Raw genomic sequence first — 23594 nt, 5'->3', positions numbered from 1 at the left:
GGGCCAAGTCTCACTCCCATCACAGACGTGCACGAAGGAGTAGCAATGTCATTTCGACCCAACCGCGGAGCAAGGGCTGTCTCTGTCCTGGCAGCGGTAGCAGTCAGCGCCAGCGTTCTTGCAGGGTGTTCGTCATCCCCCGAGGGCACCTCGTCGCCGCAGCCGGCAACCATCACGTTTGCCGCTTCGACTTTGGGAGATCCGGGGCGGGGACCCGGTCTCCAAAAGCTCATCGATGAATACAACGCAAGCCAGAACGTGGTTAAGGTTGAACCCGCTTCCGTCCCCTACCCGACGTTTGGCCAGACGTTGCTCACCCAGATGGGTGGAGGCGAGGGTCCGGACGTGATCCGTTTCGACATGCCGGAGTTCTCCACGGCCGCTGCTTCGGGACTGCTTGAACCACTCAATGACAAGATCGACGCGTCCAAGCTGAAACTCAACCCCGGTCCTGACAAATACCTGACGGTGGACGGCAACCGATACGGAGTCGTCTTCGAGAACTCCAACTACGGCATGTTCTACAACAAGGACCTCATTCCCGAGGCTCCCACGACGTTCGAGGAGTTCGTCCAGACTGCCAAGGACACCACAAAGGGCGATGTCTACGGCCTCGCGTTCCGCCAAACCCAGGCAGAGGAAGCCGGTGTTTGGCAGGACATCTTCAATTACGTTCTCGGTTTCGGCGGCGATTGGTCCGACGGCGAAAAGCTCACCATCAGCTCCCCGGAGGTTGTTAAGGGCCTGGAAGCGTACAAGGAGCTCTACGATGCGAACGTCATCCCGAAGGGCGCCGACGCCGCGACTTTCCGCAAGATGTTCGCTAACGGCAAAGTCGGCATGGAGCTTAACAACGGCGGATACGTCACGGCCACGACATCGGCCAACTCTGCCCTCAACTTCAGCGTGGCACCCATCCCCTTCCCCGAAAAGAAGCATGGGTCACTGTTGGCGCCGGTCGTCATCAATGCCAACAGCAAGCACAAGGACGCTGCCCTTGACTTCATCAACTGGATCCTCAAGCCGGAACAGCAGGTAAAGCTGCAGGGAGTCCTCGGTGCCAGCAGCGTTGCTACACCCACTGAACGCAGCGCCGAGAGCCTTCAGAAGTACCCGTTCCTGCCGGTCCTCGACGAACTGACTGAGTCGGGTGTCCCCCAGATCGTCAACGGATTCGGGCCTCAGACTGCAGATATCCGCCGCATCGTCGTCGGCGAAGTGCTTGCGGCCCTCCAGGGTCAGCAGGACATGAAGACTGCCATGGACAAGGCCCAGAAGCAGGCTGAGGAGTTGGTTCGGAAATGAACGGACGCAAGGGGGGATCGCGCCTGATGGCGCGGTCCCCGGCGTCTGAGGGACAGCCGACGTCGGCCCCCACACCTTCCCGGCGGCGCCGCAGCAGGGCGGTCGGCAGTCCTTGGACGCCGTACCTGTTCCTTGCCCCCGCTGTCCTTTACATCGTCGTCTTCCAGCTCTTCCCGCTGGTTCAGGAGGTCTGGCTGAGCTTCACCCGGACCACGTTGCTGAACCCGAACCTGAATGTTTGGGTTGGGGTGGCAAACTTCCAGTCCATTCTGTCGAACCCCTCGTTTCAGCAAACTTTGCTCACCACACTGATGTACGTCACGGCCTGCGTCGTAGGGTCTGTGGGCTTGGGCTTGGTGGTGGCCATGCTCCTCAACGGCAAGTTCCCTGGCCGCGGCGTAGCACGGTCGCTGGTAACGGTGCCTTGGGCGGCGCCCGGTATTGCGGTGGCACTCATTGGCATTTGGATGTTCAACCCGCAATTCGGAATACTCACGCGGCTCCTGAAAGCGGTTGGGATCGATCCCGGCCCCAGCGGCGTGCTGGACAATCCGCAGATGGCACTTGGAGCAATCCTGGTAACCACCATCTGGCAGTTGGTTCCATTCGTGGCCGTCGTGCTTCTTTCGGCGCTGCAGGGAGTACCGCAGGAATTGGTGGAGGCCGCTCAGGTGGACGGCGCCGGGCGCTGGGTAATCTTCCGCGTCGTCACTTGGCAAGTCCTCAAGCCCACCATCGGCCTGGTGGCAGTGCTGATGACCATCTGGTCGTTGCGCCGCTTCGAACTGATTTGGCTGATGACACGCGGCGGGCCTTCCGGCTCTACCCGGACACTTGTCATCGATCTCTACGCCCAAGCCTTTGACTCGAAGCAGCTGGGAACGGCTGCCGCGATCGGCATGGTTGGCATCGTTATATCCCTGATTGTGATCATCGGCAGCCAGCTTGTCGCTCGCGCAGCCGCGAAGGAGGCATGATGCGCAGCAGGCATCTTGGCGTTACTGCCCGAATGGTGGGCGTGCTGGTGGTGCTGGGTCTTGCAATATTCCCGGTGTATTGGATGTTCGTGACCGCCTTGGCGTCGGATGAAGTGCTCTTTGGTTCAGATGTGAACCTGCTCCCGGATTTTTCCCGGCTAAGCGTCTTCGGGGAAGCCTTGGCAGATGGCCAGGTGGTGGGTTGGCTTATCAACAGCTTGATAGTGGCTGCCGGAACCACGGTGCTATCCATTGCCTTGGGAATACCGCTGGGTTATGCCCTGTCCAGGTTTGGATTCCGGGGCAAGACGAGCGTCGGCCTCGCTCTGTTGTTCACCCAGATGCTCCCGGAAGCGCTCCTGGTGGTTCCACTGTTTGCCATCTTCCGACGATTTGATTTGTTGAACTCGCTTCACGGGCTGATTCTTGCTGACACTGCCTTCGCATTACCCGTGGTTGCGCTGATTCTCAAGGGCGCCATTGATGGAGTTCCGCGCGATCTCGACGAGGCGGCCCGTGTAGACGGAAGCAACCCGCCAACTGTCCTCGTCCGCATCATATTGCCGCTCATAGCGCCGGCCGTCGCAGCCGCTGCGGTCATCGCCTTCTTCAGCGCGTGGAACGAGTACGTCTTTGCTGTCACGTTTGTCTTCGACAAATCCCTGCAGCCGGCGTCGGTTGGGGTGGCCGGCTTCATCGGCGAACAAGACACGTCGATCCAAAGCATTATGGCTGTGGGCCTGCTGTTTACGTTGCCCGCGGTCGTTTTCTACCTCTTTGCCCAACGATTCGTCGTCAGCGGCATGACCGCCGGCGCCGTCAAAGGATGACATCAAACCAATGAAAATAACCAACCTGGACACCGTGGTTGTCGACTTTTACCGCACGAACCTCATTTTCGTCAGGCTGAGCACCGATGAGGGACTGACGGGCGTTGCCGAGGCGACACTCGAAGGCCAGGAGCACGCTGTCATCGGCGCGGTAGCGGTACTTGCCGATGCCGTCCGGGGCAAGGATCCCACCCGGATCGCGCAGACAATCTACGAAGTCAACAGGGACGCCTATTGGCGCGGCGGCCCGGTATCCATGACAGCGCTCAGCGCACTGGAAATGGCGATGTGGGACGTGTCAGCGCGTGCCCTCGGGGTACCGGTCCATCGCATGCTTGGCGGTCAGGTCCGTGACCGCGTTCGTGCCTACGCCAACGGCTGGTTTTCCGGGGCCAAGTCCCCGGAAGACTTCGCCGATGCTGCCGTGCAGACAGTTGCGCAGGGGTTCCGGGGACTTAAGTGGGACCCGTTCGAAGCGGCCGATCTCATCTTGGAACCGCGTGAGCTGCGCCGGATGCTTGAGCCAGTCGCAGCTGTTCGGGAAGCGGTGGGGGACGACGTCGAATTGTTCATCGAAGGCCACGGCCGCTTCGACGTGCCCACCGCCATCCGGGTGGCGCGTGAACTTGAGCAATACCAGCCGGTTTTCTTTGAAGAGCCCTGCCCGCCGGACGGGATCGACGCCCTGGTGGAAATACGCTCCAAATCTCCTGTAGCCATTGCTGCAGGTGAGCGCTGGATCGGCCGCAACACCTTTGTGCCTGCCCTGATGCGGAACGCTGTGGACTATGTACAGCCGGATGTCACGCATGCCGGTGGTCTCCTGGAGTTGTCGTTCATCTCAACCCTTGCGGCGTCCCAGTACATTCCGTTCGCCCCGCATAATCCGAGCGGACCGCTGAGCACTGCCGCCACCTTGCAGCTGGGGGCGATGCTTCCGAACTTCCGTTACCTGGAGATCATGGCCACGGATGTGCCGTGGCGGAGTGAGATTTCGAACGAGCGGCTGACGCTGACCGGCGACGGGGATGTACTCATCCCGGACTCTGTGGGTCTGGGCATAGAACTTGACTTCGATGCGATAGCGGAGCACCCCTATACGCCGCATCCAATGAGAATCTTCAGCGATGTTGTTGCTGACATCCGTCCGCCGGATGCCCGTTCCTTCTTCAACCTTGAGCCCTCGCCGGCCATCTGAAGCTCCCACCGGAAAGCGAGGGGCAGCAGCCCCCGGAAAGACGAGACATGACCACATCACCAGTGCAGGTTGAGGCGCTAATACTTGCTGCACACAATGCCTATGAGTCGACCAGGGATGTTTCCCCACACGTACGGAGAACTTGGTTGACCGGCGTTGCCGACGCCCTCGACGCCAACTCAGACGAGTTGGTCGGCCTGGGGCAGCGGGAAACGCACTTGGCCGAGGCGAGGCTACGCAATGAGCTGAAGAGAACGGTCTTCCAGCTCCGGCTACTCGGTTCCGAAGTAGTCCGCGGCGAGCACCTCGACGCAACCATCGACCACGCCGATCCGTCTTGGGGTATGGGACCAAGGCCGGACATTCGCCGCTTTTCCGTGCCATTGGGTGTGGTGGGCGTCTTCGGCGCCTCGAACTTTCCTTTTGCCTTCAGCGTCATGGGCGGCGACAGCGCATCGGCGTTGGCAGCAGGGTGCGCCGTGGTGCACAAAATCCATGAGGGCCACCGTGAACTTGCCTTGAGGACAGGCGAGCTGGTCCGGGAAGCCCTCGAACGGGCTGGGGCGCCCGCCGGTCTCTTCTCCACCATCGTAGGGAGGCAGGCTGCGGAACTGCTGGTGGATCATCCCTTGGTTAAGGCCATCGGATTCACGGGGTCCACGGCTGGCGGAAGGGCGCTCTTTGACCGGGTCTCGCAGCGCGCGGCTCCAATACCCTTTTATGGCGAGTTGGGCAGCATCAACCCGGTTTTTGTCACCGAGCGGGCATGGAGTGCCCGGCGGGGAGAGATTCTGGAAGGCTATGCTGCGTCCTTCACTCTGGGAATGGGGCAGTTCTGCACCAAACCCGGGCTGCTTTTCGCCCCCGTTGACCATGATGACGAGGTGGCCGGGATCCTTCAGAGGGAAATCGCGTCGAAACCCTTGACGCCCCTCCTGAGCCCGCGACTGCGGGAAGGTTTCGATGAAGCGTTGAAACAAGTGCGCACAGCCCGGGGGGTCGATGTGCTGGTGGCCGGGGATGACTCCGAATCACCACGGCCTACGGTGTTGCTTACCTCGGCTGAGCAAGTCCTCCGATCTCCGGAGATTCTGGAGCAGGAAATGTTTGGTCCCGCAACGCTGGTAGTCCAGTACAAGCCGGGGACGGATCTGATCGAACTCGCACGAGTGCTGGAGGGGCAGCTGACGGCCACTGTTCAGGCAGAGCCGGACGAGGACCTCACGGAGTTGTTGAAGGTATTGCGCGAGCGGTCAGGCCGATTGCTCTGGAATGCCTGGCCCACAGGTGTGACCGTTAGCTATGCCCAGCATCACGGCGGTCCCTACCCCGCCACCACTGCTTCCACCACATCTGTCGGAACGGCTGCGATTGCCCGGTTCATGCGACCGGTCGCTTACGACTCCTTCCCGCCATCCCAGCTGCCGGAACCGCTGCAGGACCACAATCCTTGGCGGATCCGGCGTCGGGTGGATGGAACGTGGGAATCACCAGTTACGGACGGGGAAACCGAATGAACACAGTATCGCCAAGCATCCTGCCCTCGGATGGAACCGAAGCAGTCCTCATCGGACGGATGTGGGATCCGATCAGCAATGGACCCAGAGTGGTCGCAGTCAGCGAGGATATGCTCGTCGACCTGACCCAGACCTTCAGCACAGTTTCCGAACTTCTGGACAACGACAACGCCGCTGAACTGGTCCGGCAAACAGCAGAGAGTCCTCTTCGCTGGAAACTGGCCGACGTGGTCCATAATCGCCATTCCGGTGACAGGAGCGTCCCCTTCTTACTGGCGCCGATAGACCTGCAGGTGATCAAAGCCTGCGGCGTCACCTTTGTGGAAAGCATGATCGAGCGGGTCATCGAGGAAAGGTGTGGAGGAGACCTCAACCGGGCCGCGGAAGTCCGGGAGAGCGTTAACCGCGCCCTCGACGGTGGTTTGGCTTCCCTTCGTCCCGGAACCGTGCAAGCGCAGGAGGCCAAGAAGATCCTCGCAGCCCAAGGCATGTGGTCGCAGTACTTGGAAGTGGGACTGGGGCCCGATCCGGAAGTGTTCACCAAGGGGCCGGTACTGTCCGCCGTGGGCCACGGATCAGGTGTGGGAATTCCGGGCTTCTCATCGTGGAACAACCCGGAACCGGAGCTGGTGCTCATCGTGGATTCGTCGGGGCAGGTCAAGGGAGCCACTCTCGGCAACGATGTGAACCTGAGGGACGTTGAAGGTCGGAGTGCGCTCTTGCTGGGCATGGCCAAAGACAACAATGCATCATGCGCAGTAGGTCCATTCATACGGCTGTTCCATGGCGACTTCACTGTCGAGTCTCTGCGAGCGGAAGAGATCAGCCTCACTGTGGACGGCCCGGAGGGCTACAAGCTGGAGGGCCGCAACAGCCTGGCCCATATAAGCAGACCATTTGAAGAACTCGTTGGGGCAGCGCACGGACGCCACCATCAGTACCCGGATGGCTTTGCGTTGTTCACAGGGACGCTGTTCGCGCCTACCCAGGACCGCGATGCGGAGGGACTGGGCTTTACCCACAGGACCGGCGACGTCGTGACCATCAGCAGCGCGCAGCTGGGGACTCTGGTCAACCATGTCCGCAAGACCGAAGAGATGGAGCCGTGGACGTTCGGCATCAGGGAACTGTTCAAGTACCTGACCGCTGTGGAGAAGGTCGGTTAACAGCCGCAGCCACCAACCTCAAGGAGAGCGCCTTGGGGCTGGTGGCTGCGGTGGGCGGCAGCTGCCGCGAACTATCCGTGACGCTTGGAGTGAGCGTCGCTATGCAGAAGTTGCAGGCAAAGGGGGCCTACGCGGGGGTCAGATCCGACTTGCCTTTACCAAACACTGCATCATCGATCGGCTGGCCGTCGAACGGCATCTCGTCCAGGTTGATGAGCGGGTTGGTGTCCTGCGTGGCGACGAGCTCGCGTGCCTCAGCCTGGGTGTCCACGCTGGGCATGGAGCCCGGCAGCGGGCGCTGGGCCGATTCACGCAGGAAGTAGATGGCGATGGCGCCCACAATGGACGTGGCCATCAGGTAGTACGCAGGCATCATGTCATCGCCTGTGCCTTCGATCAGGCCCTGCACGATGAACGGTGTGGTTCCACCGAAGATCGCAACCGAGAAGTTGTAAGCGATGCCCATTCCGCCGTAACGGCTGGACGTCGGGAACAAGGCCGGCAGTGCCGAGGCCAGGTTGGCGATGTAGAACGTCACCGGGAAGGCGATCAGCGCAAGGCCGGCCAGCGTGGACCAGATCTCGCCGATACCGATCAGCAGGAACGCGGGGACGGAGAACACGATGGTGCTGCCTGCGCCAACCCACAGGACCGGGCGGCGTCCGATGCGGTCGGACAACTTACCTGTCAGCGGGATACAAACAGCCATGATCACCAGGACCGGGATGGTCAGCAGGGTGCCGTGCACGGGGTCGTAGCCCTTGGAGTCAGTGAGGTACGTGGGCATGTAGGACGTCAGCGCGTAGCCGACGGTGTTGGCAGCGGCCGCGAGGATCATGGCCAGCACGATCTGGCGCCAGTAGGCCTTGACGATGCCGATGGGCCCCTTGGCGACTGCGGCGTCCTGCGAAGCTGCGTCCTTGGCGGAAGCCTCCTGCGCGTCCAGGGTTGCCTGGAACTGGGGGGACTCTTCGATCTTGCTACGGAAGTACACCGCGATGAGGCCCAGAGGACCGGCAATCAGGAACGGAATCCTCCAACCCCATTCCTCCATGGCGGCCTGTCCCAGCGTGAGCTGCAGGACCGAAACCAGGGCGGCGCCGAGGGCGAAGCCGATGTAGCTGCCCATATCAAGGAAGCTGGCGAAGTAGCCGCGGCGCTTGTCCGGGGCGTACTCGCTGACGAAGGTTGTGGCACCGGCGTACTCGCCACCGGTGGAGAAGCCCTGGATGAGCTTCAGGATCACCAGCAACGCGGCGGCCCAGATGCCGATCTGCGCGTAGCCGGGAAGGAGGCCGACGGCGAACGTACTTGCCGCCATCAGCATCAGTGTTGCTGCGAGGACCTTCTGGCGGCCCACCTTGTCGCCGAGCCAACCGAACACGACGCCGCCGAGGGGGCGGGCGATGAAGGTTGCGGCGAAGGTGCCCAGAAGAAAGAGTGTCTGGACAGACTTGTCTGCTTCCGGGAGGAAGACAGGGCCCATGGTTGTGATGAGGTAGCCGAAGACACCGACGTCGTACCATTCCATGGTGTTGCCGACGATGGTGCCGCCGAGTGCTTTGCGCAGCATCGGCTTATCCACCACGTTGACGTCCGATTCTTTCAATCGGCGCTTCGGGCGGAGTTTCGTTTTCTTTGCTGCGGTCTTAATTGCGTTTGCTGCGTTCGTGGCGGCCGGGGTGTGGCCTGCCAATACCTGGTTCCCGGTGGCGTTCCTTGCGCCATCCGGAGAGACGGTGTTGCTTTGGTCTGTGGGCATTTGGGCTTCTCCTAGGGAGGTCATTTGCTTGCGACTTCTGCTGCCCCGCTCTGGGCAGGGTTTCAATTTTACGCGGTTCAGCCCCAAAACCCGAGTTGAGAGCCTATTTTTGGCCCCTGAGAGGGTGCAAATTGCCTAGGTGTGTTGCATCTCATTACCGGCTTTTGCCCTGTAAGGACGCGGAAGTCGGGTGGTTTTTGCCCCGCGAGGCGCGTTGTTACCAAATTGTTTAGCTATGCCCACTGAACAGGGCCCAAAAGGGGTCGGAAACTGATGATTTGCGAGTCGATGCCACATTGACGGTGGCCACCGACATTGCGCCGGTGGCCACCGCTCCCGGTTAGGGGATGTTGTGCCAGAACAGGCGGACGACATCAACGACTAGTCGGATGATGTTCACCGCCAGGTTCCAGGCGCCCCATGGTTCTTCACGTTTCCGCTTGGACTCCATGCCGGCACCTCCTCCCGGAGGAACAGGGCACGGCCAGCACGTGTCTGTGGGCACAACAACGTTGCGCCCTACGTGCGCAGGGCCATAGACTCAAAGTGTTCGGATTTGAGGCTATGACCCTCTCGACCGCACCAATGAGCGCACCGCGCTGAACAAGGACCCGATTGCACTCGGGTCCTTTGTTCGTTAGCGGCACAGCAGGCTTTTGCCTGATGATCCCAGCGTATCGGCCAGAAGGCGCGTCAATGGACAGCCCGACCTGTTAAAGACGTGCCTCCGCAAATCGGGGCGCCATAGACTCCATCTGCTCCATAACGAGCTTGATGGCTTCCGGCTGCTTGTCCGGCGGATACCCGAAACGGACCAGAAGCCTTTTGATCGAGGAACGAAGTTTGGCCCTGACATCATCGCGCACCGTCCAGTCGGTCCGAACGTCCCGGCGCATCACTGACAGCAGCTCGCGGGCGATGTCGGCGAGTACGCCTTCGCCCTGTATCTCCACGGCAGACTCGTTGGAGGCCACAGCGTCATAGAAAGCAAGCTCGTCAGAACTCAGAGGGGGAGTGAAGTGAGCGCCTCGGTTGCCCTCGGCTGCGACTTCCCGAGCCAGCTCCACCAGCTCCGCGATGATCTCCGCCGACGTTAGCTGCTGGTTGGTGTATTTCCGCATCAGCTCAGTAATGCGTTCTGAGAATGCCCGCTGGCGGATCACGTTGTTTCGCGTCACGACGGCGGACTCGTCGGCGATGAGCTTCCGCAGTGCCTCAATAGCAAGTTGCGGGTTGCGGGCATTTTGGGTCTTGGCGATGAATTCCGGTGTCAGGTCGTCCAGTGAGGGCTTCGGCATGCCAGCTGCCTCGTAGATGTCAAGTACCTCGCCGGAAGAGGTTGCGGAAGCCACGAGGTTGCCCAACAGTCGCTGGATCTCCTCCGGCACCGGTTCGCCGCTGGCCTGTCGGTCCGCGGCGTCGAACTTGGCCATGTAGACCCGCGTCTCCTCGTAGACTTGGACTTCGGGCAGAAGTTCTGCCAAGGTACCCGAGCCGGAACACAGTGCCCACGCCCGTGACAACTGGCCGGAGTACCGCCGGTACATTGAGGCCAGAGCTTCTTCGCCTTCAGCCGGCTTGTTCCCCGGTGTCTCCGGGCTTCGCAGGTAGTTGGCCGCGCCCGTCGCGGCATTGACAAAGGCCCGCGGGCCGCCCTTCATCAACACGGATTTCCAGTCGTATCCGGAGAGCATCCCACGGAGTTTTCCGACCAGCAGCACCGTCTGCCCAACCGCTTCTTCTACGTTCTTGCCGACCGGTTTGTTCGCCCGATCGTCGTTGGTGTACTCGCCCAGCGCCTTGGTTAGGTTTTCCGCCAGGGGCGCGTAGGCCACAAGCAAGCCGTCCTGTTTGCCGCGGAAGGTGCGGTTTACGCGGGCCAGGGTCTGCATCAATAGCGCACCCCTCAGGGGTCGGTCCAGGTAGAGCGTGTGCAGCGGCGGTGAGTCATAGCCGGTGAGCATCATATCCTTGACGATGGCGAGCTCCAGTTCGTCGTCAACGTCCTTGAGCCGCTCTTTCACCGTCGCATTCGCCGAGTCGCGGCGCACATGATCGGACACCGGAGGAACATCGGTGGCGTCACCGGAGTACACCACCTTGATCTTTCCTTTGGCAAGGTCATCCGAATGCCAGTCGGGCCGCAGCGCCACGATGGCGGAGTAGAGGTTGGCGCAAATTTCCCGCGTGCCTCCCACGATCATCGCTTTGCCGGGAGCTTCAATGAATTTGCCCATTTGTGCACGCCGGTTCTCCCAATGCGCTATCAAGTCTTCCGCCAATGCAGCGATACGCTGCGGCGCACCGTACACGGCGTTCACGACGGCGACGCTCGCCTCGAGTCGCGCCCGTTCTGTATCGTCGAGGCCTAGAGTGGCTTCGTCGGCTGCCTGGTCAAGGACCTCTTCTGTCACGTCGGACGCGAGTCCCACCTTGATGAGCCGCGGCTCAAAGTACACAGGCACGGTGGCGCCGTCCTCCACCGCCCGGGTGAGGTCGTACACGTCGATGTAATCGCCGAAGACTTCCTGCGTGTTCCGGTCATCAAAGGAGATTGGCGTTCCGGTGAAGGCGATCAACGTGGCATGGGGGAGTGCGTCACGCAGGTGCCGGGCGTATCCGTCCAGGTCGTCGTAGTGCGAGCGGTGCGCCTCATCCACCACCACAATGATGTTGCGCCGGTTGGACAGCAGCGGGTGCTCGGCACCGGAATCTTTTTCGGCCTTGCTGCGGCCGAACTTTTGCAGGGTAGTGAAGTAGATACCGCCGGTCGTCCGGTTGCTTAGTTCCTCCCGCAGTTCGGAACGCTTCCGGATCTGCTTCGGCGACTCGGCCAGCAGCAGGCTCCTATCAAAGCCCTCGAACAACTGGCCGTCGAGCTCGTTCCGGTCCGTGATCACCACGACCGTCGGATTTTTCAGCTTCGGATGCCGTGCCACCAGATTGGTGTAGAGCTCCATCTCCATTGACTTGCCAGAGCCCTGTGTGTGCCAGACGACGCCTGCTTTGCCGTTGCTTTCCACTGCTTGAACGGTGCTGCCGACGGCTTTGGTGACGGCGAAGTACTGGTGCGGCTTCGCGATGCGTTTCAACAGCCCTTCCGGGCCACCATCGAAGGCAGTGAAACTACGGACTAATTGCAGAAAACGCTCCTGGTTATACAGGCCGTGCAGGGCGGTCTCGAGAGCCGTGACGGCGACGCCGGCCTCCATATAGCCTGGTGCGACCGGTCGACCATCATCGTCCACATTCCATGGCGAGAAGTGGTTAAGGGGAGTGAACGGAGTGCCGTACTTTGCTTGGATACCGTCTGATGCGAGCGTGAACACGCAGAAGCGAAATGCCATGGGAAACTCGCGAAGATACGTCTGTAGCTGCGCATGTGCCGCGGCCACGCCAGCCGTGGCGCTGCCTGCCTTCTTGAGTTCAATAACACTTACCGGCATACCGTTGCAGTACAGGACGATGTCGAAGCGCCGCTTATAGTCGCCCTGCACCAAAGTGACTTGGTTGACGGCGAGCCAGTTGTTCTGGTCGGGGTCCTGGCTCAGCAGGTGGATGGTGGGGTTTGCCTCGTTGCCGTCGGAATCGATGTAACTGAGCCGGTAGCCGTTCACGAGGTAGTTGTGGATACGGTGGTTTTCGGCAATGGCGTCGTTCGATTCCGGAGAGGCGATCTCGGCGAGTGCTTGCTGCAGGTATTGGGCCGGAACAGCAGGGTTGAACCGCTGGAGGGCGGAGAGCAGCCGAGGCCGGATCAGCAGTTCATCCCACTTCTCCCGCTCGCCCGTACCGGGCGCGATGTCCTGCCCAGGCAAGGGCCGCCATCCGAGTGGCTCGGCCAAGAGTTCAAGGGCCATACCCTCCCAGTCGGCTTCGGAAAAGGCTACTGCTGGTGCTCCTGCTGTCACGGTGATTCCCCCTGTTGGACCGGCGGTCATTCTGAAATATTGTGTGAATCCTGCTTTGAGATCGGAGGCGCTGGTTAGGCCGATTAGTCCGGCCTCACACTCCCGCGTCCTCCAGCACCTTCTCCGCGTCCCTGACCCGCATCTTGCCGGACATGAGCTGGGGGAGAAGGGCATCTCGTGTGGTCGCAAGATGGTCATTCTCGCTCAGCGTAGAGGCTACTATTCGCTCGACTGACCCCAGAGTGTCTTCCAGTTGCTCTTCTACTTCAGGTCGAATGCTTGGAACCCTAATCGAGGCCAGTTGATTCTTGTTGATGGAGCCGAAAACCGTGCCTTCAGCCTCGAATGGTGCCCAAATATCATGCGAGTCTTTTAGGACATGGAATAAAGTGAAGGGTCGATGGCCGAGGGAACGGATCGAGGCGAGCCCGCGTCCTATACAAGTTTTCTCGCTTGCAAGATTTACGCGACCCACCGGTGCCCGAACGCTCAACAGGGTGTCTCCCGCGGCCGCTAGGCGTACGGGGGCGGCCGTCCAGACCCTATTGCTGGGAAAACGAACGCCGAAATCTCTTACACCCTGATAAAAGACGGTGCCCTCGCCATTCTCGTTAAAGCTCGCGCCCGAAGGTGACGATCCCATGACTATGTCGGCAATACTGGACAGCGACACCGGGGCGGACCTGTCGAGCGCCTGACGAGTCAAAGACGCAGCTAGGTTGTCGGCACCCCTGACCAGTCTTGTGTTGGCGGCGATCTTGTCGTCGAGGGCCCCCAGCACTTCTGCGATGGCCTGCCTCTCGTCCATTCCCGGCGGATCAAATGCGATGGCGCCGAGGACGCTTTGATTCAAGAGGGGCTGGCCCGACCCGGAACTTCTTCCATTAAGATCCAGCGTCTGCATGGCGTAGTACCAGTAGCGAATGTCCTTCGAATCCTTGGATGAACAGACAATTGCGTTATCAGTGACCCATGCGTCGGCTTCTGAGTAATAAAGACTGCCGCAGTAGGACCCGACCCGACCAATGACCACCAGCGGGCCCGTCGCATTGGTGGAGTCTGACCTACCGATCTCCCCATTGGAGCCAAAGACTGCATGGGCCCCCTCCTCAGTCCGGTCTGGAGATGTTTTGCCATTCTTGAAGTCTAAGAATTGATTCAGGATGCTCACTCGTCCGGTGTTCACAGAACCCTCCCCAACTGCTCGCGCACAACCGCCGCCAGCCGCTCAGACTCTTCGAACTGTTCAAACAGCTCCTTCGAAAGCCGTGCAATCCTCTCCTCGATCGGCTCGCCATCGTCCTCCACTTCAGCAGCGCCGACGTACCGTCCGGGCGTCAGCGCGTAGTCCGCAGCCTTGATCTCGGCAAGTGTGGCCGAATAGCAAAAGCCAGCCTCGTCGTCGTACGTCAGTCCGGCCTCAACCGCCGAAGCTGTGCCGCGCCACGCGTGGAAGGTGTTGGCGATCTTCGCGATGTCGTCGTCGGACAGCGCACGCTCGGCGCGGTCCACCATGTCGCCAAGGTTCCTTGCATCGATAAACAGCACTTGCCCGGTCCGGTTCACAGAGCCGCGGGGGCCGGCCGTCTTGTCTTTTGCGAAGAACCACGTGCACACCGGGATACCGGTGCTGCGGAACAGCTGCGTGGGCAGGGCTACCATGCAGGAGACGAGGTCAGCCTCCACCAGCTGGGCGCGGATCTCGCCCTCGCCGCCGGAGTTGGAGGACATGGAGCCGTTGGCCATGACCACGCCGGCGCTACCGCCCGGGGCCAGCTTGGAGATGATGTGCTGAATCCAGGCGTAGTTGGCGTTTCCGGCCGGAGGGACGCCGTACTTCCAGCGGGGGTCTGATTCTGAGCGGGCCCAGTCCTTGATGTTGAAGGGCGGGTTGGCCATGATGAAGTCGGCGCCGTTGTTGCCGGTGAGTTCCGGGTGCTGGTCGCGGGCAAAGGTGTCACCCCAGCGGGAGGCGAGGTTGGCATTGAGGCCGTGGATGGCCAGGTTCATCTTTGCCATCCGCCAGGTGCGCTCGTTGAGCTCCTGGCCGTAGACGGAGATGTCGGAGCCTTCCATATTGTGGGCCTCGAGGAACTTTTCGGCCTGGACGAACATGCCGCCGGATCCGCAGCAGGGATCATAGACGCGACCACGATGGGGTTCCAGAACCTCCACCAAGACGCGAACCACGCCGGCCGGAGTGTAGAACTCGCCGCCGCGCTTGCCCTCAGCTTTGGCGAACTTTTCCAAGAAGTACTCGTACACCTCACCGAGCAGGTCTCGGGCTTTGCTCGCGCCCTGGCCTGTGAACCGCGCGGAGTTGAACAGGTCCAGCAACTCGCCCAGGCGTCGCTGGTCCACGTTGTCCCTGTTGTAGATGCGGGGGAGCGTGGCAGCCAGGGACTTGTTGTCCATCATGATCATGTCCATGGCCTCATCGATGAGCTGGCCCACTAACTTCGGGTGCTCGCCCATGGCTGCAGGCAGGCCCTTGGCGTTCGCCGCCAGATAGCTCCACCGTGCCCGGGGGGCAACCCAGAAGACGCCGCGCCCGGTGTACTCGTCGACGTCGTCGATCAACTGAGCGATCTGGTCCTCGTTGAGTCCGTCCGCCTCCAGTTCGGCTTGGATCTGCTCACGGCGTTCGTCGAAGGCGTCGGAAACGTACTTCAGGAACACCAGGCCCAGGATCACGTCCTTGTACTGTGAGGCATCCATAGAGCCGCGCAGCTTGTCCGCGGCTTTCCAGAGGGTGTCCTTGAGTTCCTTTATGGTGGACGGGGCGAGGTCCACCTTCAATTTCGGGGGCATTACTGGGTTCCTTTTGTCGCTGGTTCGGCGAGATTATTGCTGGGATCTATCAGGGTGAGGCTTCCGCTCGCCACGCCGTCCGTAATCAGCGTAGCGACTTCGTGGAGCTGCCCGAGCCGTTCTCGGGCCTGTTGCTGCTCGTGCTGCAACCGGGCAAGAGTATCGCCCAGTCTTCTCAGCTGGACCTCAGGTACGCGACGCAGGCGCCACCGGCGCCAGTCTTTGTCCGTTGGGGAAAGGCTGTTGATGTCAGAGGCAACGACGAACGGAGACAGCCCGCCCGGGTCACCTACCTCGACCCGTAGGACCTTCGCAGGGAACGTGACGACGGAGCCACCATCCGTGTCCACCATGGCAGCGGGCCGGGGATTCGCGCAGAAGACGACGTCGCCTGGATGAGTGAGCCGGCTCGAAGGATAGTTGGCTGCCAGATCCAGGAGGCCTATGTAGCGGTGGGGTGCGTTCTGCGGGTCGAGCAGCTCCGCCGGCCCCAAAGCCCGGGTTCCCTTCTGCGTGTTCAGGTCCGCCTCCGCCACCCGGTTTCCCTTGATGTGCTTGAGAGCGCGAGCGGAGAGGAGTTCTTGGACTGTTGCTGCCTGAATGTTGATGTTCGTAGTTGTRGGCCAGACGTGTAAGACCGACGGGTCGTTGGACTGCAGCAGATGCGACAGTTCCTCCAGCCGAAGTGCTGCCTCGGCACCGTTCGGATTGCCAGCCGAACGGCGGGGTGGCGCGGGCACCAAGGATTTCCTGCTAGCCAGTAGGTGCCGGGTCTGCGCCAGCCGGGCGAATCGGAAGGCATGGGCGCGCACCGTTGCGCCGTTTCCCATGGAGGCAACGATGTCACTGACCAGGTCCTGCTTTACGTCCTCTGTGAGGTCTTGGGTACTGAGGTCCGCCACCATGGTCCAGCGTTCAGCAATGGGAACCTCCGGGAACGACGGTCCAAGCACCCAGAGGGCCTGGGCTTCGCGGGGTTTGGCGCGCAGCAGGCCTTGGGGCAGTCGCACGATGGCGCGGACCCGGCCGATTCGCAGCAACTCCGCACGAAGCCCTGTAGGGCCGCCGTCCTTCGGTGGATCGCAGAGAACCCGAGCCGGGCCGATGATGACCGCCCTCTGTTGATCATCCATCTGCAAAAGAAGCTGCTCCACTGCCGCAAGGATCTGCGCCCCGTCCATGCCGGATTCGCTTGGGGATGGGTACTGAGCTACGTGAACCACAGGCCCTTGAACAGCGAATTCTCCGCTTGGATCGAGATGGATCTGCCCGCACTCCACGCCGTGCACCCGCAGCCGGCGACGCACCAGGCGACCTGAACCGCCGTCGTCGTCCGCTGTCAGAACGGTGACCGGCGTTCCTTCCCCGGCGGCGTGAACGACGCCCAGCAGAAGATCGCTACCGCCTCGTGTGGAATCAGCAAAAACGGAGTCGCCGCCAAGCGTCGCCGCCAATTCAACGGCCGCAGCTGCGACCAACCCCACGGCAGAGTCGGTGAGGGCTGTGGCGGAGTACTCCTTCAGCTCCTCGCGGAACCTCGCGGCAAGCAAATGCTCGAATGCTGCCGCTATGTTGTAGGCACCATCCACCAGCCGGTCGGCGAATGCCGCTGTGGAGGTAACTGAGGTGCCCCCCGCTTCCATTTCGGAGTACAGGAATATGTCATCCGGATCGCACTCGTCTGCAGCGTCCAGCAAGTCTTCCCGGCTCAGTTGTGCCAACGAGTTCCCGGTAATCGCCTTGAGCGTCAGCAGAGCTGTGAGAGTTTCGAAGGTGTCTCCCCGGGCTCCGGCAGTCATGCCGGGCATGCGGGCGAAGGCGGCGACGTCGTTGGCGGCCTCGGGGTTGTTGCCCAGTCCCGTGTCGGTCAGCCACGCGGCGATGTGGCCGGAGTCGAAGAGTTCCAACCTGCCGTTGAGCGCTACAGGCTTCGGAAATGGGTGGGCGGATCCGGCGCTGCGTTTGCGCCACATGGACACAACGGGGCGCTGGACCTGCGCGAGGGCGGCAACGTCCGAGAGGGTCATGTGCATTGTTTCTGTTTGGTTCATGTCCCTCTCCCTTTGTCGTTGACCTCAGCTTATCTCCGTGGAACAACTATAAAACCGCATCACTGATAAGTGGGGTTATCAATATGTTCGTTTTTGTTTCAGAATCCTTGCCGTAGTTTCGTTCTCAAGCAACGAGGGAAGGTCTCCGGAGTTGCGACTACTGCAGGAAACCATGCATTGGGGGACCGGTTTCCGCGTATTTCGACAATCCCTCTCCTTCCGAAAGATCGGGGGGTCCACGAGTGCGGCCGTACGAGGCCGACATAGCTGATTGAGGTTCCAGACATGCATGACATCAAGTGCCCGCACTGCGGACAGACATTTACTATCGACGAAGCCGGCTACGCCGACATCGCCAAGCAGGTTCGCGATGCTGAGTTTGAACAGCAGCTCAACGAACGGCTTGAACTGGCAGAGCAGGACAAGGCCACTGCTCTCGTGCTCGCGGAGACGAAGTCCGCCAGCGAACGTCAGAAGATCGCGGCAGCCAAGGATGCTGAGATCCAGGAGCTGAAGTCGAAGCTCGATGCGGGTGAGGTTGCACAGAAGCTCGCCGTAACAGAGGCGCTTGGGGCCGTCGAAAAGGAGCGCGATGGGCTGATGAAGGAGCTCGAACAGGCGAAGCAGGAGAAACAGGCATCGGTTGAACTGGCCGAGGCGAAGCTCGCTAACGAACTTCAGAAGACTGCATCGGAGAAAGACTCCGCTATCCAGGACCTCAAGGCGAAGCTCGAAGCCATCGAAACCGCGCAGAAGCTTGAGATCTCCGAAGCAGTCAACACGGTCGAAAAGGAGCGAGACAAACTCAAGAGCAGCCTTGAACGGGCCGATCTCGAGAAGCAGCTCGGTGAGAAGGCTCTGAAAGACAAGTACGAGACCCAGATCAAGGACCGGGAAGAACAGATCGAGCGGCTGCGGGACCTGAAAGCGAAGCTGTCGACCAAAATGGTCGGGGAAACTCTTGAGCAGCACTGTGAGACCGAGTTCAATCGCATTCGTGCCACAGCCTTTCCCCTTGCCTATTTCGAGAAGGACAACGATGCGCGGGCCGGGAGCAAGGGTGATTACATCTTCCGCGACTCCGATAGTGCCGGTACTGAGATTGTGTCGATCATGTTTGAGATGAAGAACGAGAACGACGGAACCGCGACCAAGCATAAGAACGAAGACTTCCTGAAAGAGCTGGATAAGGATCGCACGGAGAAGGGGTGCGAGTACGCCGTGCTGGTCTCTCTGCTCGAGCCTGACAGCGAGCTCTACAACACCGGGATCGTCGATGTCTCTCACCGCTATCCGAAGATGTACGTCATCCGGCCGCAGTTCTTCATCCAGTTGATCGCGCTGCTGCGGAATGCCGCGATGAATTCGCTCGAATTCAAGACCGAACTTGCGATGGTCAAGGCGCAAAACTTGGACATCACTAATTTCGAACAGCAGATCAGCGATTTCAAGGACGCGTTCGGTCGGAACTGGCGGCTCGCTTCCGACGGTTTCGTCGAGGCGATCAAGCGCATCGACGAAGCGATCAAGGACTTGGAAAAGACGAAAGTGGCGCTGCAGAAGTCTGCCGACAACCTGCGGCGTGCGAACGCCAAAGCCGACGATCTCACCATTAGGAAGCTGACGCGGGGTAACTCGACAATGACTGCCAAATTTGCCGAGTTGGAGGCGGCGAAGGCGGCAGGATGGGACGTCAACTGACGCGCCATTGCGGGGAGCGCTCTGATCACAAATCCACCACAAATGCTGGAAGCCCACAGCAGCGAAAACGTGCCGACACTCCCTGAACCAGTGAAGGCCAGCACCTGGAAGGTGCTGGTCTTCACTGTCTCTGTGTGTCCTCGAAAGCCGACGGTTCAGTGGCCGGGTGCAGCCCCCACCACCAGTGTGGCATCGAGATCCTCATCCGTCACCACGTCGGCCATCAACCCCGAGGCGCTCAGGAGGGCGGCCGTTTCGACGGACTGCTGCCGCGATGTCTCGATCAGGAGCCACCCGCCCGGCGCCAACCACCCAGGCGCTTCAAGCGCCACCCGACGGTGCACATCCAAACCGTCAGCGCCGCCGTCGAGCGCCACAGCGGGCTCGTGCAGCCGCGCTTCCGGAGGCATCAGGCTGATCGACTCCGTGGGGACGTAGGGAGCATTGACCAGGAGCACGTCAACCCGGCCCAGCAGCCGGCGGGGGAGCGGATCGAAGAGATCGCCCAGATAAGCAGTGCCGCCACGAGGCTCCAGGTTGCGCCTGGCGCACGCCACCGCGGCAGGATCGATATCCGCGGCGTGCAGTTCGCAGCCGTCCAGGATGTCGTTGAGGGCGGCACCTATCGCTCCGGACCCGCAGCAGAGATCCACGACGACGGCACGGCGCCCAACGATTGACCGACGGGCTTTGAGTGCCGCTTGCCGCACCAGGAACCCGGTGCGACGCCGGGGCACGAAGACCCCCGGATCAACAGCTATCCGGGTCCCGCAGAAATCCACCCATCCGAGAATGTACTCCAGCGGCAGTCCGGCGACGCGCAGATCCACCATCCGGTTGAGCTCCTCCGGATGGGTGGCGGCATCGATCAGGAGACGGGCTTCGTCCTCGGCAAAAACACAACCGGCATCGCGAAGGGCAGCGACGATCGACGTAGTCCGGATCACGAGAGTCATGCTAGCCGAGGGGTTCACAAATATGGAGGATCGCGGTTAGGGTATGACGCATGGGAACACTGATTTTTGAGTAGACAGGCCCGTGCTCTGCTGTGAGCACGCCCTGCCTGACAGAAGACAAAAATCCACGCCTGTTGAGGCTTGCCTCCATGCCGTTCCCGTTGTCGACGCCTTTTCTCGAACCGAACGCCACGGGATACGTGTCTCTTCAGGACTCACTTACTTCCAGGAGTCCATATGACTGCCAACCCGACAGATAACAACAAAACCCCCGCTGCCGGCGGTATCAAATCCAAGCTGACCGACGCCCAGAGGGCGATGCTGGCCAGTAAGTCCGGCGGTGGCGCACCGGCCGGCTGGCAAAGCACCGGCAAGGGGCACAAACCCACGGCCGCGAGCGGTAAGCAGGCCAAGACCGAGAAAAAGGTCCGCTGGTAAGTCCAGCGGACAGGCGCACTGGAAAGGAAGAACCATGACTGCGAATCACAATACTGAGAGCATCGATCCTGAGGTTGCAAGCCACTTGGTGGAGTCCATGGACATGGCTCCCATGCCCGAGCCAACAACCATTGCCGTGGCCTTGGGCGCGGACCCAAGCAAGCAGTGGCCTGACGGAAACGGCAAACGCCGCCACCCGAAGGAACGCGACCAGGCCCACGGACGCATGGGCCAGGGAGCAGCCGTGACGGCGATCCACCGGACCAGCCGCCCGCAGATGCCACACTCCTCCTAGCCGCACCAAGCAGCACAGCCAGCCCAACCGGGGGGACAGCAAACGTCGTATTGACCCGTCAGTACAGCGTTATCGATCCCCCTGGTTGGGCTGGCTGACGTCTGAGGGGGACTTGTCCGGACGCCAGCCCCGCCACACCGGATGACGAAGCCTGCCAGGGCCTGTCCAGTTGCCGAAAGTCACCTCGGCCACCAGCACCGGCTTCACCCAGTGCGCTCCGGCCGCGTCCTCCCTCGGAATGTCTTTGAACGGGGAGTCGTCCACCACCAGCGGCTCCAACTGCTCCATGATGTCCCGCAGCTGCCAGTCCTTGAACCCTGTGCCCACCCTTCCCACGTAGTGCAAGGTGTCGCCGTCGGGGACGCCCAGCAGCAACGCCCCGAAAGTTCCGCTTCGGGCGCCCGCGCCGGGCCGCCAGCCGCCCACCACTACTTCCTGGCTCTGCTCCAGCTTGAGCTTGATCCATGAAGCACTGCGGCGGCCGACCACATAACGGCTGTCGGCTTTCTTGGCCATCACGCCCTCCAGGCCCAGATCCGCGGCGCTGGTCATGAGGTCGTCGACGTCGTGGTCAAGCACGGCGGAAACGTGAACCGGGCAGCCGCCTGGCATGCGTTCGGCGAACGCGTCCAGCCTTTCTCGACGCTCGACGAAAGGCAGCCCGCTCAAGTCCGCGCCGGCGTCGTACAGCAAATCAAAGAGCATGAGCTGTACCGGCACCGAGACCCGGGCCCGCTCGATGTCGGCCGTTTTCACCAGGTTCATACGGAGCTGCAGCCGGCCGAAATCCGGCCTGGACCCCTTGCCGAGGGCGACGATTTCGCCGTCCGCCACGAAGTCCCCTTCGGGCCAGCACGCGCGGTCCGTCAGTTCAGGGTAGGCAGCCGTGAGGTCGTTCCCATTGCGGCTCATCAGGCGGATCCGGCCCTCGGTACCGGTGATGATGGCCCGGATACCGTCCCACTTGAGCTCATACAGCCAGTTGTCGCCGCGAAGATCAGCGGTGGTCCCGGACGTGGCAAGCATCGGAGCGTAGTCGCGCAAGGGCTGTGGCTCCTGCTTGGGCTCGGGCGCTGACTCCGGCTCCGGCGGGGCCTGGCGCTGCGCTGCGGGCGCGGTTGCGGCGGTCCGCCTGGCGCCCGGCTGTTCCTTCATCAGGTGGATCAGCCAGCGGTCGCCCGTATTGATCAGGGCCAGGCGTTTGGTGCCGCCTAGTCCACCACCCGGCTCGCCCGTGAGCGTCGCGATGACTTCCTTGCCATCGCGCCACTTCTCGCACGTGAACTCGCCGCGGTCCCAAATGGTCATGGTTCCCGCCCCGTACTCGCCCTTCGGAATGACCCCGGCGAACGTTGCGTACTCCATAGGGTGGTCCTCGGTGTGCACGGCCAGATTGTTCCGCTCGGACGTTTCCGGGACACCGCGGGGCAGCGCCCAGGAAGCCAGGACACCGTTGTGCTCCAGGCGCAGGTCAAGATGGTAGCGGCGGGCGTGGTGCTCCTGGATCACGAAGATTCCGCCGGCCGGCGCCGGATCGCCCGGCTTGGGCTGCGCGGAGGAAGCGGGGCCCTGCGACACCGCAGAAGCAGCCGACGACGACGGAAACGGCTCCGGGGTTTTGCCCGGATCGCGCATCCCGACGTATTTGGCGAGACGATTCCCGACCGTTACCACGCGCTCGCGGCCACCGCCCGACACAGCGGACGCGCCGGCGTCGTCATTGTCGTCCTCGCCATGGGGCGGCAGGTGCCGGTCCGAGATGGGCGCGAAGTGGTCCTTGCCCGAACTGACCCGTTCCATCACTTCCGTGTAGTCCAACTGGTCAAGGGAAGGAGAGGCCAGCTCCTGCCACGTCCGGGGAGCCGCCACCGTTGGTTGGGCCCTCCCACGCAAGGAGTACGGCACGATCGTTGTCTTGTTCCCGCTGTTCTGGCTCCAGTCCACCAGGACCTTGCCCTTGCGCAGGGACTTCTTCATATCGCTGACCACGAGGTCAGGGTGATCGGCTTCCAGGGCGCGCGCGAGCTCATGGGCGAACGCGGACACTTGCTCGGATTTCAACGTGCCGTCGAGCCCTGTATAGAGATGGATGCCTTTGCTTCCGCTGGTGACGGGGACAGGTTCCATGCCCATGTCCTGCAGGATGGAACGGGCCAGGGTGGCAACTTCCACGCATTCGGGCAGTCCGGCGCCGGGACCGGGATCGAGGTCCAGGACGAAGCGGTCGGGCCTGAGGGGCTTGCCTGCAGCATCCACCTGCCATTGCGGAACGTGGATTTCCAGGGACGCGATCTGGGCCATCCACGTGAGCGTGGCCAGGTTGTTCACCATCGGATAGACGTTGGTGTGGTCCGAATGCTGGATGGCGGCCCGGGGGATCCAGCGTGGCGCTGAGTCCTCCAGGTTCTTCTGGAAGAACACCTCACCGGGATGTTCTGTCGTGCCCACGCCGTTGACCCAGCGTTTGCGCGTGACGGGCCGGTTGGCCGCGGCGGGGATGAGGAAGGGGGCCACGGTGGCGTAGTACTCAAGGACCTCAGCCTTGGTGGTCCCGGTTTCCGGGTAAATGATTTTGCCCAGGTTGGTGAGGGTGAGTTCGTGGCCTTCCACGGTCACCCGCTCCTGCTGCTTGCCTGCCACCTCTTCTCCTCCGCTGTGTTGTGCTGTTGACTGGGT

16 protein-coding genes are annotated in these 23594 nt (G+C 61.6%); 9 read left to right on the top strand and 7 right to left on the bottom strand.

The window, feature by feature from the left end; genetic code table 11:
* The first annotated feature begins 45 nt into the window (after positions 1-45).
* From AB4Y81_RS15400 to AB4Y81_RS15375, 6 genes are read left to right on the top strand one after another with little or no spacing between them, the layout of a single operon-like run.
* On the top strand, positions 46-1305 hold the full coding sequence (locus tag AB4Y81_RS15400) for an ABC transporter substrate-binding protein (protein ID WP_431229995.1): 1260 nt from the start codon (positions 46-48) through the stop codon (positions 1303-1305).
* Positions 1302-2282 (top strand): carbohydrate ABC transporter permease, encoded by a 981-nt coding sequence (locus AB4Y81_RS15395; RefSeq protein WP_431229996.1) that lies wholly within the window; start codon positions 1302-1304, stop codon positions 2280-2282. The genes AB4Y81_RS15400 and AB4Y81_RS15395 overlap by 4 nt, the downstream gene beginning before the upstream one ends.
* Complete coding sequence (locus AB4Y81_RS15390) at positions 2279-3112, top strand: carbohydrate ABC transporter permease (protein WP_055977266.1); 834 nt, start codon at positions 2279-2281, stop codon at positions 3110-3112. The genes AB4Y81_RS15395 and AB4Y81_RS15390 overlap by 4 nt, the downstream gene beginning before the upstream one ends.
* 10 nt (positions 3113-3122) lie before the next feature.
* On the top strand, positions 3123-4310 hold the full coding sequence (locus AB4Y81_RS15385; RefSeq protein WP_055977270.1) for a mandelate racemase/muconate lactonizing enzyme family protein: 1188 nt from the start codon (positions 3123-3125) through the stop codon (positions 4308-4310).
* Between the two features lie 47 nt (positions 4311-4357).
* Positions 4358-5827 (top strand): aldehyde dehydrogenase (NADP(+)), encoded by a 1470-nt coding sequence (locus AB4Y81_RS15380; RefSeq protein WP_431229997.1) that lies wholly within the window; start codon positions 4358-4360, stop codon positions 5825-5827.
* On the top strand, positions 5824-6993 hold the full coding sequence (locus AB4Y81_RS15375; RefSeq protein WP_441996207.1) for a fumarylacetoacetate hydrolase family protein: 1170 nt from the start codon (positions 5824-5826) through the stop codon (positions 6991-6993). The genes AB4Y81_RS15380 and AB4Y81_RS15375 overlap by 4 nt, the downstream gene beginning before the upstream one ends.
* 127 nt (positions 6994-7120) lie before the next feature.
* On the opposite strand, the gene AB4Y81_RS15370 is transcribed toward AB4Y81_RS15375, so the two are convergent.
* From AB4Y81_RS15370 to AB4Y81_RS15350, 5 genes are all read right to left on the bottom strand, one after another.
* Complete coding sequence (locus AB4Y81_RS15370; RefSeq protein ID WP_018778952.1) at positions 7121-8755, bottom strand: MFS transporter; 1635 nt, start codon at positions 8753-8755, stop codon at positions 7121-7123.
* Between the two features lie 713 nt (positions 8756-9468).
* Positions 9469-12696: a type I restriction endonuclease subunit R gene (locus AB4Y81_RS15365; RefSeq protein WP_441996206.1), complete on the bottom strand. Its 3228-nt coding sequence runs from the start codon at positions 12694-12696 to the stop codon at positions 9469-9471.
* Positions 12697-12760: 64 nt separating this feature from the next.
* Positions 12761-13837, bottom strand: a complete 1077-nt coding sequence (locus AB4Y81_RS15360) for a restriction endonuclease subunit S (protein WP_441996205.1) — start codon at positions 13835-13837, stop codon at positions 12761-12763.
* Positions 13838-13848: 11 nt separating this feature from the next.
* Positions 13849-15477 (bottom strand): type I restriction-modification system subunit M, encoded by a 1629-nt coding sequence (locus AB4Y81_RS15355; RefSeq protein ID WP_441996204.1) that lies wholly within the window; start codon positions 15475-15477, stop codon positions 13849-13851.
* Positions 15477-17528, bottom strand: coding sequence for a helix-turn-helix transcriptional regulator (locus tag AB4Y81_RS15350; protein WP_441996203.1), 2052 nt, complete (start codon positions 17526-17528; stop codon positions 15477-15479). The genes AB4Y81_RS15355 and AB4Y81_RS15350 overlap by 1 nt, the downstream gene beginning before the upstream one ends.
* Before the next feature lie 285 nt (positions 17529-17813).
* On the opposite strand from AB4Y81_RS15350, the gene AB4Y81_RS15345 reads away from it, so the two are divergent.
* Entirely contained in the window at positions 17814-19229 is a 1416-nt protein-coding gene (locus tag AB4Y81_RS15345; RefSeq protein ID WP_441996202.1) for a DUF2130 domain-containing protein, read from the top strand.
* A gap of 155 nt (positions 19230-19384) precedes the next feature.
* Here the strand turns inward: AB4Y81_RS15345 and AB4Y81_RS15340 are convergent, their stop codons facing one another.
* The gene (locus tag AB4Y81_RS15340; protein ID WP_441996201.1) at positions 19385-20185 is read right to left on the bottom strand and encodes a putative protein N(5)-glutamine methyltransferase; all 801 of its coding nucleotides are present in this window, start codon (positions 20183-20185) and stop codon (positions 19385-19387) included.
* Between the two features lie 237 nt (positions 20186-20422).
* Here AB4Y81_RS15340 and AB4Y81_RS15335 point away from each other — a divergent pair, with 237 nt between their 5' ends.
* Entirely contained in the window at positions 20423-20623 is a 201-nt protein-coding gene (locus tag AB4Y81_RS15335) for a hypothetical protein (protein WP_039239315.1), read from the top strand.
* 34 nt (positions 20624-20657) lie between these two features.
* Complete coding sequence (locus AB4Y81_RS15330) at positions 20658-20918, top strand: hypothetical protein (protein ID WP_018778949.1); 261 nt, start codon at positions 20658-20660, stop codon at positions 20916-20918.
* Between the two features lie 69 nt (positions 20919-20987).
* On the opposite strand, the gene AB4Y81_RS15325 is transcribed toward AB4Y81_RS15330, so the two are convergent.
* On the bottom strand, positions 20988-23558 hold the full coding sequence (locus AB4Y81_RS15325; protein WP_441996200.1) for an ATP-dependent DNA ligase: 2571 nt from the start codon (positions 23556-23558) through the stop codon (positions 20988-20990).
* Positions 23559-23594: the final 36 nt, after the last annotated feature.

Source organism: Paenarthrobacter sp. TAF1, from assembly GCF_052113825.1.
GTDB lineage: Bacteria > Actinomycetota > Actinomycetes > Actinomycetales > Micrococcaceae > Arthrobacter > Arthrobacter nicotinovorans.
This window is presented reverse-complemented; position numbering and strand designations above follow the sequence as displayed.